Source organism: Streptomyces sp. NPDC051963, assembly GCF_044593495.1.
Taxonomy (GTDB): Bacteria; Actinomycetota; Actinomycetes; order Streptomycetales; family Streptomycetaceae; genus Streptomyces.
This window is the reverse complement of the sequence record NZ_JBIUCC010000001.1, coordinates 1,138,944-1,152,273: the sequence shown is the minus strand read 5'-3', so window position 1 is coordinate 1,152,273 and position 13,330 is coordinate 1,138,944. Positions and strand designations below refer to the sequence as shown.

At 71.4% G+C, this 13,330-nt stretch carries 12 protein-coding genes; 1 reads left to right on the top strand and 11 read right to left on the bottom strand.

Annotated elements, in window-relative coordinates; genetic code table 11:
• Positions 1–127: 127 nt before the first annotated feature.
• Positions 128–817 (top strand): GntR family transcriptional regulator, encoded by a 690-nt coding sequence (locus ACIHFB_RS04870; RefSeq protein WP_365270106.1) that lies wholly within the window; start codon positions 128–130, stop codon positions 815–817.
• A 35-nt stretch (positions 818–852) separates the two neighbouring features.
• Here ACIHFB_RS04870 and solA read toward each other — a convergent pair whose 3' ends face one another.
• The 11 genes from solA to ACIHFB_RS04815 all read right to left on the bottom strand — a co-directional run bounded on the left by solA (position 853) and on the right by ACIHFB_RS04815 (position 13,308).
• Complete coding sequence (solA, locus tag ACIHFB_RS04865; RefSeq protein ID WP_400125261.1) at positions 853–3,321, bottom strand: N-methyl-L-tryptophan oxidase; 2,469 nt, start codon at positions 3,319–3,321, stop codon at positions 853–855.
• Positions 3,318–4,775, bottom strand: a complete 1,458-nt coding sequence (locus tag ACIHFB_RS04860) for an aldehyde dehydrogenase family protein (protein ID WP_400125259.1) — start codon at positions 4,773–4,775, stop codon at positions 3,318–3,320. The genes solA and ACIHFB_RS04860 overlap by 4 nt, the downstream gene beginning before the upstream one ends.
• A gap of 91 nt (positions 4,776–4,866) precedes the next feature.
• Positions 4,867–5,715 carry a creatininase family protein gene (locus tag ACIHFB_RS04855; protein ID WP_365270097.1) on the bottom strand — a complete coding sequence of 283 codons (849 nt, stop codon included), beginning with the start codon at positions 5,713–5,715 and terminating at the stop codon, positions 4,867–4,869.
• A gap of 20 nt (positions 5,716–5,735) precedes the next feature.
• A complete protein-coding gene (locus tag ACIHFB_RS04850; protein ID WP_400125257.1) occupies positions 5,736–6,194 on the bottom strand; it encodes a cytidine deaminase in 459 nt (152 codons plus the stop codon).
• Positions 6,191–6,955, bottom strand: coding sequence for an amidohydrolase family protein (locus ACIHFB_RS04845; protein ID WP_400125255.1), 765 nt, complete (start codon positions 6,953–6,955; stop codon positions 6,191–6,193). The genes ACIHFB_RS04850 and ACIHFB_RS04845 overlap by 4 nt, the downstream gene beginning before the upstream one ends.
• Complete coding sequence (locus ACIHFB_RS04840) at positions 6,952–7,971, bottom strand: ABC transporter ATP-binding protein (protein WP_400125253.1); 1,020 nt, start codon at positions 7,969–7,971, stop codon at positions 6,952–6,954. Before ACIHFB_RS04840 ends, ACIHFB_RS04845 begins: the two co-directional genes overlap by 4 nt.
• A complete protein-coding gene (locus ACIHFB_RS04835; RefSeq protein ID WP_365270085.1) occupies positions 7,968–9,014 on the bottom strand; it encodes an ABC transporter ATP-binding protein in 1,047 nt (348 codons plus the stop codon). The genes ACIHFB_RS04840 and ACIHFB_RS04835 overlap by 4 nt, the downstream gene beginning before the upstream one ends.
• Positions 9,011–9,700 (bottom strand): alpha/beta hydrolase, encoded by a 690-nt coding sequence (locus ACIHFB_RS04830; protein WP_365270082.1) that lies wholly within the window; start codon positions 9,698–9,700, stop codon positions 9,011–9,013. The genes ACIHFB_RS04835 and ACIHFB_RS04830 overlap by 4 nt, the downstream gene beginning before the upstream one ends.
• Before the next feature lie 5 nt (positions 9,701–9,705).
• Positions 9,706–10,755, bottom strand: a complete 1,050-nt coding sequence (locus tag ACIHFB_RS04825; protein WP_400125250.1) for an ABC transporter permease — start codon at positions 10,753–10,755, stop codon at positions 9,706–9,708.
• 26 nt (positions 10,756–10,781) lie between these two features.
• Positions 10,782–11,660 (bottom strand): ABC transporter permease, encoded by an 879-nt coding sequence (locus ACIHFB_RS04820; protein ID WP_400125249.1) that lies wholly within the window; start codon positions 11,658–11,660, stop codon positions 10,782–10,784.
• The gene (locus ACIHFB_RS04815; RefSeq protein ID WP_400125247.1) at positions 11,653–13,308 is read right to left on the bottom strand and encodes an ABC transporter substrate-binding protein; all 1,656 of its coding nucleotides are present in this window, start codon (positions 13,306–13,308) and stop codon (positions 11,653–11,655) included. Before ACIHFB_RS04815 ends, ACIHFB_RS04820 begins: the two co-directional genes overlap by 8 nt.
• Positions 13,309–13,330 lie beyond the last annotated feature (22 nt).

Below are 13,330 nucleotides of genomic sequence, written 5' to 3'. Positions count from 1 at the left end.
TATTGGATACGGATATCATGGAAGTGGATCCAATAATCGATGGCTGTGGATGCCCTCGGGTGCGTGGGAAACTTCTCCACCACCGCGCACCCTCCGACCGACCCCGAGAAGGGCTTGACCGACTCCGATGACGCCTCACACAGACGAGGGCCCCCTCGTCGACGACATCGCGGCCCGCATCCGCGCGCGGATCATGAACGGCGAACTGGCGATCGGCAAACCGCTGCGCCAGGCGGCACTGGCCGCCGAGTTCGGGGTCAGCCGCACTCCGGTGCGCGAGGCGCTGCGTCAGCTGCAGAACGGCGGCCTGATCGAGATGCAGCCCCACCGCGGCGCCGTGGTCCGGGTGCCCGCGCCCTGGGAGGTGCGCCAGGCGTACGAGGTGCGCGCCGAGCTGGAGGGCCTGGCCGCCCGGCGTGCCGCCACCCGCATCACCGAGCGCCAACTCGCCGAACTGCGCGAGCACAATGCCGTCTTGAGGGAGGCGGCGGAGCGCGAGGCCGGTGGCAGTCCCGCCACCACCGCCGCCAACGACTGCTTCCACACCGTCGTCTGCGTGGCGGCCGACAACCCCTGGCTGAGCCGGATGATCGACCGCATCAACGAGAGCTTCCCGCGCAACGTCTCCTCGCTCGCCCTCGCCGGCGACGAACGCCACCGGCAGGAGAACATCCGCCAGCACGAGGCGATCGTCGAAGCCCTGACCGCCCGCGACCCCGACCGGGCCGACGACGCGATGCGCGACCACGTCATCAGCTCCGGCGAGCATCTGACGGCCTGGTACGAGCGCCGCTCCCAGACCGTGTTCCACGGCTGAGGCGGCTGAGACGGCTGAGGCGACCGCGGGGCCCCTCATCGGGCCCCGCCCGTCAACAGCCGTGCAGGGGAGAGGAATTCGAGGTCCGGGCGGGCGGTCCCGCACACGAGATCGGCCAGCGCCTCCCCGATCGCCGGCCCGAACTTGAACCCGTGCCCCGAGCAGGCCGACGCCACCAACACCTGGGGCATGCCCGGCACCTCGCCGACGAGGAAGCGACGGTCCGCCGTCATCGTGTAGAGGCACGTCAGGCTCTCGGTCACCGGTCCGGCCCCGGGTAGCACTTCCGCCACCGCCTCGGCGAGCAGTGCGAGTTCGTCCGCGCTCGCCGGGGGACGGGGCGCGTCCGGATCCCAGGCCGGTCCGCTGTCCAGCCCCGCCTTGAGACCACGGCTGTCGGCGGCGGGGAACCCGTACAGCAGGCCCTGCGGCAGATCCACCGAGAAGCTCCCCAGACCGGACCGGCCCAGCGGGCCCTCGGGGTCGGCCGCGAAGTAGGCGTTCACGATCCGAGTGACCGTCAGATGCGATGCGAGGGAAGGGACTTGGGCCGCCGTCCAGGGACCCGTGCACAGCACCAGTCGGCGTGTACGCAGTTCGCCGTCGGCGGTGCGTACGACGACCTCGTCGCCGTCCGGCTCCCAGCCGAGGACCGGTGTACGGTCCAGCACTGCCGCGCCCGCCCGTTCGGCCAGGGTGAGTTGGGCTCGCAGCGTCTCCCGCGCGTCGATGATCCCGGCCCCCGGGTCGTGCACCGCGCCGAATCCGGCGGGCAGTCGGAGCCCCGGGAAGATCCGCGCCGCCTCGTCGGGATCGACCTGTCGGCAACCGGGGCCGCGCAGCGGGTCGGGCCGGTCCAGCGGCGCCGCGTACAACCCCCCGGTGATGTCGAGGAGTTGGGTCTTCGCGGCCTCCTCCAGATCCGCCCAGGCCCGGTAAGCGGTGTCCACCAGGCCGTCCCAGTCGGGGTGCGGATAGGCGCGCCGGATCATCCGGGTCGCCCCGTGCGAGGAGCCGAGCTCGTGGCCCGACGCGTACTGCTCCAGGCCCAGTACGTCGAGTCCGCGTGCGGCCAGCCGGTGCAGGGCGGCGCTGCCGTGGACGCCGAGACCGACGACGATCGCGTCATGACGCCGGGGTGCGGGGGCGGTTGCGACATGAAGCGCGGGCGCCTCCGAAACCGTCCTTGGACCAGCCCGTACGTCCGCCCTGAGCGCAGGTGCCTCCGAAACCTTCCCCCGCCCTGCGGCCCGCACGTCCGCCCCACGCCCCCGCGCGATCTCCCGCACCGCCTCCACCAGCGCGTCCAGGTCGGACCGGTCGTTGTAGACGTGCACCGAGGCCCGGACCACCTTGGCCAGGCCCCGGGGATCCATGTCCCAGCGCCCGTGCCCGGCCGGGACCGCGACCAGATGGACCCGACGCTCGGCGAGTTCGCGCTGTACGTCGGAGGCGTCCAGCCCGTCGACCACGAAGGTGACAATCGCGCCGCCGGCCGCCGGTGGGTCGGTGACGTGCACGCCCGGCAGTTCCGCGAGCCGTTCCCGTAGACCTGTGGCGAGTGTCGCCAGGTGAGGGGCGACGATGTCCACGCCCAAGGAGTCGAAGTCGGCCAGCGCGGCACCCAGGCCGAGGCGCAGGGCGTGCGCGGCCTCCCACAGCTCGAACCGCTTGGCGTCCGGGACCAGTTCCCAGCTTCGCTCGGCGGTCCAGTGCGCGCCCCGGACATCGGGGGCCTCGGGGGTGAGCCGTTCCAGGAGCGGGCGGCGGACCGCGAGCAGGCCGGTGCCGCGCGGGGCGCGCAGGAATTTGCGGCCGGTTCCGATGAGGAGGTCGCAGCCGATGGCGCCCATGTCGACGGGCAGTTGGCCGAGCGACTGGGTGGCGTCCAGGAGGAAAGGCACCCCATGGGCCCTCGCCAACGCGCCGATCGCGGCGGCGGGTTCGACCAGGCCCGAGGAGGTCGGCACATGGGCCGCGGTGACCAGCGCGGCGGGACCCGCGCGCAGCGCCGCCTCCAAGGCCTCCAAGTCCACCGCCCCGTCAGGGCCGTTGGGCAGCAGCTCGACGCGGACGCCGAGGTCGCGCTCGGCCGCCAGCAGGTGCAGGGCGCAGCTGACGTAGCTGGAGCGGGCGGCGAGAACCCGGTCGCCGGGGCGCAACCGCAGCGCCGACACCGAGCGCTGCCAGCCCGCCGTCGCGCTCTCGACGAGGGCGACCTCCTCCGGGCCGACGCCGAGGAGTCGAGCGGTACGCGCATAGACGGCGTCCAGGGCGGGGGCGGCGTGTTTGGCGGCCTCGTATCCGCCGGACAGACTCTCGGCGCGGAGGTGGTCGATGACCGCCTCGACGGTGCCGTTGGCGAGCAGGGCAGCACCGGCGGCGTTGAAGTGGTGGCCGGTGGCGCAGCCGGGGGTTTGGGCGCGCTCGGCCGCGACGTCCGGCGTGCGGGTGGTCGGGGGCGAGGACTGGGCTGTGGTCCCGGTCGTCACAGGGGCGCTCACAGGGCGATCGTGATGCTCTTGAGCTCGGTGAACCCGTCGACGGCGGCGTCGCCCAGGTCCCTGCCGAGGCCGGACTGCTTCATGCCGCCGAAGGCCACGGCGGGATCGAACTCGTTGTACGTGTTGACCCACACGGTGCCCGCCTCCAGTGCGGCGGCGGTGCGGTGGGCGCGCTGGAGACTGCCGGTCCACACGCCCGCGGCGAGCCCGTAGTCGCTGTCGTTGGCGAGCGCGATCGCCTCCTCCTCGGTGTCGAAGGGCATGACCGCGGCGACCGGGCCGAAGATCTCCTCCCGGGCGATCCGCATGTCGGGCGTGACGCCCGTGAACACGGTCGGCTTCACGAACCAGCCCGGCCCGTCCATCGGTTCGCCGCCCACGGCCACCCCCGCACCCTCCGCACGGCCCAGCTCGACATAGCCGGTGACACGGTCGTACTGCTCCTGCGACACCAGCGGACCGATGTTGATCCCGCCGGACAGGCCCGGCCCGATCCGCAGCGCCTCCACGGCGGGCACCAGCAGATCGAGGAACTCCTTGACGACCGTCCGCTCGACCAGGAGTCGGCTCCCGGCGGTGCACATCTGTCCGGAGTGCCCGAACACCGCACGCACGGCGGCCGGTACGGCGGCCTCCAGGTCGGCGTCGGCGAAGACGATGTTGGGCGACTTGCCGCCCAGTTCGAGGGTGAGCCGCTTCACCGTCGGCGCGGCGGCTGCCATGATCAGCCGCCCGACCTCGGTGGACCCGGTGAAGGACACCTTGGCGACGTCCCGGTGGGCGACCAGCTCCGCCCCCGTACGGCCGTCACCCGTCACCACGTTGACGACCCCCTCGGGCACGCTCGCCTCCAGACACAGCCCGGCCAGCCGCAGTGCGGTGAGCGGGGTCTGCTCGGCCGGTTTGACCACGACCGTGCAGCCCGCCGCCAGCGCCGGGGCGATCTTCCAGGCGGCGATCATGAAGGGGAAGTTCCACGGCAGCACGGCCGCGACCACGCCGACCGGTTCTCGCACGCTGTAGACGTGCCGGTCGGGCCCGGCCGGGTGCACGGTGCCGGTCAGCCTGGCCGGGGCGCCCGAGAAGTGCCGGATGGCCTGGAGGCCGAGGTCCACGTCGGCGCGGGCGCGCTCGATGGCCTTGCCGTTGTCGAGGGTGTCCAGGACCGCGAGCTGCTCGGCGTCCCGCTCCACCAGGTCGGCGAGGCGGAGCAGTACGTCACGGCGTTGCCGGGGCGGCAGGCCGCGCCAGCGCCGGTCGCGGTGCGCGGCGGACGCGGCGGCGACCGCTGCGGACACTTCTGCGGGGCCCGCCTGCGCGACGGTGGTGAGCTGCTCGCGGGTGGCGGGGTCGAGCACCGGGATCCGCTGCGTCGAGGTCCCCGTGGTCCAGTCGCCGCCGATGAGCATGGGCTCGCAGTCCGGCAGTGGGGGGAGAGTGGGGCTGGGGTCCAAGGTGTGCTCCTTCAGGGCAAGGGGTCACGCAGGGGGCACGTCCGGGTCGTCCACGGCTCAAGTGCGGGTCAGGGCACGGGTCAGGCGAGGCTCACGTACGTCCGCCGGGCCGGTGCGTCGGATCGGGCCACGGTTCACGCACCGCCGCGGACACCGCCCGGGCGGTGGTCAGGACGCAGCGGTCGAACTCCGCGGCCCCGTGCTTGGCGTCGGCGTCGGTCACGTCCCTGCCCCACACGCCGGTCTCGCTGACCTGGTCCATGCGGTAGTCCCAGAAGGAGTCGACGTCGACATGCGAGGTCGCCCGGTCCATCCGCACCAGCTCCGGGGCCAGGTGCAACATCACCGAGGTCTCGAAGAAGTTGGCGTGCATCAGCGCCCGGCCGTACGTGACGTGCCCGTCGACCTCGGGACCGGGGTACATCGTCACGTACCCCAACGCCCGTACCCGTGCGTCCCTGTGACGGACCCTCAGCTTCTCGGCCGAGACGTCGAGGGCCCCGTTGTTCCAGATGTGCCCGTTCAGCAGGACGAACTGCCGTACCCCGGAGGCGTACAGCGAGTCGATGACGTCCTCGACGACGGCGATCATCGTCTCGGGGCGCAGCGCCACCGTCCCGGCGAAGTCACCGTGGGACGCGGACACCCCGAAGCTCAGGGGCGGCAGGACGGGGACCCCCGTCAGGGCGGACACCCCGAGGGCGACGGCCTCGCAGATCCGGGTGTCCACGGCGAGGGGCAGATGCGGGCCGTGCTGTTCGGTGGCGCCCACGGGGATGATGACGGCGTCCTGCGCGGCGGCCGTGGTCCCGGCCTCCGGCCAGGTCAGTTCCTCCCACAGCACGGGGGCGCCGGTGCCGCCGAGTTGGGCGGCGAGGTCGGGGACGTCCAGTTCCGTGGGTACGGTCCGTCCGGAGGGCCCGGTGATGAAAGTGGACATATCTCTCCTCAAAGGTGCGTTCACCACTGGCGCCGGCTCTTCTCGGGCAGCAGATCCAGGGCGCGCAGCGGGACCGGCTCGTCCCCGTCGACCGTGGTGACCCACACGGTGGCGTCCGGGCAGTAGTCGCTGATCAGCTCCCGGCACACCCCGCACGGCGCGATGATCCGGAACTGCCCGGCCGGTTTGATCTGCACGGACACCACGGCGGCGATGCCCAGCGGAGCCCCGCCCGGCAGAGCGCCCCGCGCGGCCCCCATGGCCACCCCTTCGGCACAGACCGAACTGCGCCGACAGGAACCCTCCATGTGCACGCCGGTGTGGATACGGCCGTCGGCGGTACGCAGCGCGGTAGCCACCTCGTGTCGGCCGTGCTGCCACACCCGCGCCAGCAACTCCTCCGCTACGGAAAGCAGTTCGGCGTCCTCGACGCTCATCAAAGGCGGGACGGAGACGGAGGCGACGCCGGCCGCGCTCATACCGGAAGACCCAGCAGCCGGGCCATGTTCCCGCCCTCGATCAGCGCCCGGTCCTTCTCGTCCTCGATCGCCTTCGCGATCTTCATACGCTCCAGGTCGAAGTCGGAGCCGGGCCACTCGCTGCCCATCAGGATCTTCTCGGGGCCCAGCCGCGCGTACGCCCGCCGTACGTCGCTCAGCAGGGTCGCGGACGTCTCCAGGTACACGTGCGGCTGACGCTCGGACACGATGATCGCCTCGGGAACGTTCCAGACGGCACCCATGTGGGCGATGATCGTGGGGACTTGGGGGTGGTCGCGGGCGATCTCCTCGATCGCGAACGGCGCGCAGAACGCGTCGTCGAGCGCGTTGATGATCACCAGCAGCCCGCGCCGCGCGCACGCCTCGAACACCGGGTCCAGCAGACCGTGGTCGGCGACGTGGTAGCCGTGCAGGCTCGGATGCAGCTTCAGACCGACGAGGCCCGCGTCGGCCATCCGGTCGATCTCCTCGATCGCGTCGTCGGCCTGCGGCAGCACCTGCCCGAAGCCGAAGAAGCGGTCCGGGTGCGCGGCGACCAGGGAGGCGATGAAGTCGTTCTCGATGCGCTGGGCGAGTGAGCACACCATCGCCATGTCCACCCCGGCGGCGTCCATCCGGTCGAGGATTCGCCGGGGGTCGAAGGGCGTGTGCGGCGGCGGGGCCTGGCCCTTGCGCGCTCCGGTGAGGTAGTCCGAGCGGCCCCGGACGTCCTGCGTGGTGTTGTAGGCGTCGATGATCAAAGGGTCACGTCCTTAATCGCTGGACTGGCGGACTCGCCTGGTCCGAAGTCGCCGGAGATCAGGGGCAGATGACAGCGGACGCTTCTCCCCGGCGCGATCTCCCGCAGCTCGGGCACGCGCGTACGGCACTCGTCGGTGGCGATGGGGCATCGCGTCCGGAACAGACACCCCTCCGGCGGATTCGCGGGGTCGGGCAACTCGCCCTCCAGCACCTCCCGTTCGCGCGCAGGATCACCGCCGGGCCGCCGCAGCGCCGGTACGGACGAGAGCAGCGCCCGGCTGTAGGGATGGGCGGGGCCGGTGAAGAAGGCGTCCCGGGAGGCGATCTCGATGATCTGACCCAGGTACATGACGGCGATCCGGTCGGCGATGTGCCGTACGACGCCCAGGTCGTGCGAGATGAACAGCATCGTCAGACCCCGGTCGCGGACCAGGTCCGACAGCAGGTTCAGCACCTGCGCCTGGATCGACACGTCCAGCGCCGACACCGCCTCGTCGGCCACCACGAACTGCGGCGAGGAGGCCAACGCCCGTGCGATGCCGATACGTTGACGCTGCCCGCCGGAGAACTCGTGCGGCCTGCGCGCCCCGGCCTCCACGCCCAGACCGACCAGGTCGAGGAGTTCGGCCACCGCCCGCGCGGCCTCGACACGGGTCGCTCCGCGCGCCCGCAGCAGCGGCTCGGCGACGATGTCGGCGACCCGTCGGCGGGGGTTGAGCGAACCGAACGGATCCTGGAAGACCATCTGCAACTCGGCCCGGGTACGCCGCAGTTCCCGCCCCCGCAGCCGGGTGAGGTCGGAACCGTCGAACTCGATCCGGCCCGCCGAGGGTTCGATCACCCGCAGCAGCGCCCGGCCGAGCGTCGACTTGCCGCACCCCGACTCACCGACCAGACCGAGCGTCTCGCCCCGGAGGATGTCGAGGTCGACGTCCCGCAGGGCCCTGACCCGGCCCCCGGCCCTTCCTGGATACTCGACCCGCAGCCGGCGGGCAGAGACGAGCGGGGCGCTCATTCGGCGCCCCCCTTGGTACGGGCCTCGGCGCGCTCGGAACCGGGCAGCACACAGGCATCCACATGCCCGTCCCCACCGTGCCGCCGCCGCAGTTCCGGACGCTCGTCGCAGGCGTCGTGCACGAACGGACACCGGGGTGCGAAGGCGCAGCCGGACGGCCGCTCCACCCCGGTCAGCGGGCTCCCGGCGATCGCGGGCAGCCGTCGTAGAACCGGACCGTCGATCGGCGGCACGGAGCCCAACAAGCCCATGGTGTAAGGGTGTTGAGGGTTGAACAGCACCTCGTCCCGCAGTCCCTGCTCCACGATCCGGCCCGCGTACATGACGGCCACCCGGTCGGCGACTTCGGCCACGACACCCAGGTCGTGGGTGATCAGCAGCACCGAGGTGCCGTGGTCGCGCTGTACCCGCTTGAGGACCGCCAGGACCTGGGCCTGGATGGTGACGTCCAGCGCGGTTGTCGGCTCGTCGGCGATCAGTACGGCCGGATCGTTCGCGAGTCCCATGGCGATCATCACGCGTTGCCGCATACCGCCGGACAGCTGGTGCGGGTAGGAACGTGCCGCGCGGTCAGGGCCCGCGATGCCGACCTCGCCGAGCAGCTCCACCGCGCGGCCCGTCGCCTGCTCGCGCGATACGTCACGATGGGCGCGGATCATCTCGGAGACCTGGGCCCCCGCCCGGTGCAGCGGATTGAGGGCGGCCAGCGCGTCCTGGAAGACGACCGCGATCTCCTTGCCCCGGACCGCGCGCAGTTCACGTTCCGAGGCGGTGACCAGGTCGCGGCCGCCGAAGGTCACCTCGCCGGTGATGTGGGTGCGCGGGCCCCGGTTCAGGCCGACCAGGCTCATCGACAGGGCGGACTTGCCGGACCCCGACTCGCCCACCAGGGCGAGGACTTCACCCTGTCGGAGGGTCAGGTCGACGCCGTCCACCGCCGGCAACCGCCCGGCGGGCACGTCGAACTGCACGCGCAGGTCGCGGATTTCGAGTACGGGCTCGGACACGGCCTGGACCGGGGGGTGTTCGAGTGCGGCCGTCATGAGGCGGTGCCGACGGCCAGCGCGGCCGTGTGGATCAGGTCGGCGACGCGCTGCGGCCACACGAGGGTCGTGTAGTGGCTGCCCGGCACATGCTCGACCGTCGCCTTCATCCGCTCGGCCATGTCCCGCTGGATCTCGGGGCGCAGGGTGCGGTCGTCGTCGGCGACCATGTACCAGCTGGGCAGCGTGCGCCAGGCCGGGACACCGGTCGGCTGCCTGAAGATGAGGTTCTCCGCCTTGCGCCCCTCCGCCTCGACGATCACCCGCTGCTCGGGGGAGAGGTCTGGCCCGATCTCGGCCCAGAACTCGGGACTGGTCTCCGACTTCCACTCGCCGTTCGGGCCGCGCCGCATGTACTTGGAGATCTCGGCCTCCTCGTACCGCTCGACGATCTCGTTGACGGTCTCGCCCTCGTCGGGGCCGAACGCGCAGATGTACACCAGGCCCTTGACCCGTGGATCGCGGCCGACATTGCTGATGACCGCGCCGCCGTAGGAGTGCCCGACCAGGAGCACGGGGCCCCAGGTCTCCGCCAGCACGGCGGAGGTGTGGGCGACGTCGTCCGTCAGCGAGGTCATCGGATTGGTGACGGTGAACAGCCGGTGGCCGAGGGCGGCGAGCAAGGGCTCCACCGCGGACCAGGTCGTCGGCCGTCCGCCGGCGCCGTGGACCAGCACGATGTCCATGCGGCTCATCCTTTCCGTATGCGGGGATCGAGGACCGTGTAGAGCAGGTCCACCGCGTGGTTGACCAGGGTGAAGAGGAGGGCGATGGCGAGCGCGGCGCCCTGGACGACGGGGTAGTCGCGTTGCAGGACGCCCTGCACGAGGAGGCGGCCGACACCGGCGTACGAGAAGACCGTCTCGGTGATCACCGAACCGCCGAGCAGCGAGCCGAACTGGAGCCCCAGGACGGTCACGATGGGCAGCCAGGCGTTGCGCAGCACATGGCGGCGGACGACCACGCCCTCGTTGAGGCCCTTCATCCGGGCCGTGCGTACGAAGTCGTCGCCGAGCACCTCCAGGACCGAGGCGCGCACGATGCGGGTGATTAACCCGGCCATCGACAGCGCCAACGTCACGGCGGGCAGGATCAGATGCTGGATCCAGGGCCACACCAGCTCGGGGCGGTCCTGGAGGATCGCGTCCAGCAGCACGAAGTTGGTCGTCGGGTGGTAGTCGAGCGAGCTGGGCAGTCGGCCGAGGACCGGCAGCCAGCGCAGCCACACGCCGAACACCACGATGCCGAGCACACCGAGCGCGAACCAGGGCAGCGAGAAGCTCACCGTGGCCACGACCCGCGTCGAGGTGTCGACCCAACTGCCCTTGCGCAGCGCGGCGATCACGCCGGTGACGACACCGAGCACGACCGCGATCGTCATCGCGGCGAGGGTCAGCTCGATGGTCGCCGGGAGGGCGTCCCCGAGCAGCCCGAGGACGCTGTTGGACCCGAAGAACGAAGTGCCCAGGCGCAGATGCACCAGGTCGTTCAGGAAGTGGCCGTACTGCGTGAGCAGCGGCTGGTCGAGGCCGAGTGCCTTGGTGACCCGCTCCTCGTTCGCCGACACGTCGGCCGCTGACATGTCGCCGCGGCCCGCCGAGAGCGAGGTCGCGGGTGAGCCTGGCAGCAGCCGTATCGCGAGGAACACCAGGCTGGCCAACGCGAACAGGACGACGGGGATGACTGCCAGCCGTCGTACGACCAACAGGGCTGTGCTGTTGGCCCACTTGGGCAGGTGCACGCGAACGAGGGAAGGCGCGGACGCACTCATGCCGTCCCCCGGGGATCGAGGGCGTCGCGCAGGTCGTCGCCGACGAAGTTGCACGCGACGACGAACAGCAGAGTGAGCGTGGCGGGGAGGACGACCAGCCGGGGTGCGGAGTACAGGAACTCCTGTCCCGCCTGGACCATGTATCCCCAGTCGGGCTGCGGCGGTTGGATGCCGAGGCCGATGTACGACAGCCCGGCGGCGAAGCCCGCCGCGACCGACAGCGTCATGACGACCTGGGCGAGCATCGGGCCCGCGATGTTCGGCAGCAGTTCCCGTACGAGGATGCGCGGGGTGCCGGTGCCGCCGAGGCGGCAGGCGACGACGTAGTCGCGGGCCGCCTCGCGGGCCGTCAACGCGCGGGCCAGCCGGGCGAGTCCGGGCGCGAGCGAGACGCCGATGCCGACGATCAGGCTGACCGTGCCCGGTCCGGCCGCCGCCACCAGCAGGATGACGAGGAGAATGGAGGGGAAGGCGAGGGCGAGGTCCACCAGGCGCATCAGGGCCTGTTCGACGACCCCGCCCGCGTACCCGGCGACGAGCCCGATCGCCGTGCCCGCCACGGCGGCCAGAGCCGTCGCAGCGAACGACACCAGCAGCAGCGGGCGTGCCCCGTGCACCAGCCGGGCCAGTTCGTCGCGGCCCAGGTCGTCGGTGCCGAGCGGATGCCCGGCAGACCCGAACGGCAGGAGCGCGGACGGGGTTTGGCGCAGTGGGTCGGCCTGGACGAGGAGCGGGCCGACGGCGGCGACGAGGAGTACGGCGGCCAGGACGAGCCAGGACAGGACGGCCGGCCAGGACCGCGCGAGCCGACGCCCGCGCAGGGCGGCCACGACGGACGGCCTGCGCGTGACGGTGGCCAAGGCCGCGTCAGACACTGGCTTTCTCCATGTAACACCGGTGGTTGGCAAGGGCGCTGGTGTTCATGTCCTTCACCTGCGAGCCGCTGACGACGAGGTTGGTGAAGCAGGCCAGCATCGACAGCACCATGTACTCCTCCGCCCAGCGCCGCTGGATCTTCGTGTAGGCGGCGGTGCGCTTCTTGCCGTCCGGGAGGTTCTTGGCGGCGAAGAGGTCGTCCGCGAGGGAGTCGACGCCGTCGAGGGTGTCCATGCCGGTGATCTTGGAGCCGTAGATGCCGGTGGGGCTGGCCATGGCGCCGACCATGTCGTTGGCGTCGGGGACGTAGGTGTTGCGTTCCCAGATCATCAGGTCGTGGTACTCGTCGTCCGGGTCGAGGAGGCGGCCGAAGTAGGTGGCCGGGTCGACGGAGGTGGTCTTCACCTTGAACCCGACGTCGGTGAGGTTCTGAGCGACGATCTGGGCGGCCTTCGGGTGCCACGAGTCACTGGCCGCCATGATCCGGATGGTGCGGCCCTCGGCGCCGGCCTCGGTGACGAGCCGCTTCGCCTGGGCGACGTTCTGGGTGCTGAGGTCGGCGAGGGCGGTGTCGTAGCCGTTCTGGGCGGGCGGGATGGTGTAGCCCTTCGGCTCGCTGCCCATGCCGAAGAACGCCTGGCTGAGGATGGCCTTGCGGTCGACGGCGAGGTTGATCGCCTTGCGCACCTTGATCTCGGGGATGCGCCGGGCGTCGATCATCATGATCGCGTCGGCGTTGTGCGGGGTGTCGTAGACGGTGACCGAGTCGTCCCCGCGCAGTTGGTCGGCCGCCGAGTACGGCGTGAACTGGGTCGCCGACACATCGCCGCTGAGCAGCGAGCTGACGATGGCCGACGGGTCCTGGACCTGGCGCAGCACCAGGCGGTCGATGGGCGGTCTGCCGAGCCGGAAGCCGTCGAAGGCCTCCAGGGTGATCGCCTGGCCGGAGGTGGCGGAGGAGAAGGCGAAGGGGCCGGTGCCGACGAGGTGCTTGCCGATGTCGGCGCCGTACTTCTCCAGGGCGGCCTTGGAGATGATGCGGCCGCCGATGTCGGACAGTCGGCCGAGCACCGTACGGTCGGGCTGCTTGAGGACCATCTTCACGGTGAGGTCGTCCTCGGCGGTCAGCGAGGCCACGTTGGTGCCGAGGCTCGCCAGCGGCCGGGTGCCGCCCTTGGGGAGGGTCTTGTCGTTCTCGTCGAACTGCCGGCCCAGGCTGGCCAGTACGTCGGCCGAGGTCAGGGTGGTGCCGTCGTGGAACTTGACGCCCTCGCGCAGGGTGAAGGTGTACGTCAGCAGGTCGTCGGAGATCTTCCAGCTCTTGGCCAGGTCGGGCGTGGGCTCGTTGGTCTCGAAGGAGATGAAGCTCAGGCCGCGACAGATGCAGTCGACGGCCATCCAGTCGCCCAACGAGGTGTAGAAAGCCGGGTCGTTGACGGCGCTCGTCGCGTCGATCGCGAGGGTCAGCGTGCCGCCCTTGCCGCTTCCGTCGGCGTCGTCGGCCGCCGCACCGCAGGCGCTCAACAGGGCGGGGAGCCCGAACCCGACGCCCACACCGAGGAGTCCGGCGCCCCTGAGCATGGTCCGGCGCGAGACCTCCGGCGTGGTGGAGCCGGGCGAGAGCGATCCATGTGAACGGTCCGGCATGTGGGCCTCCTTGGGCACCGAT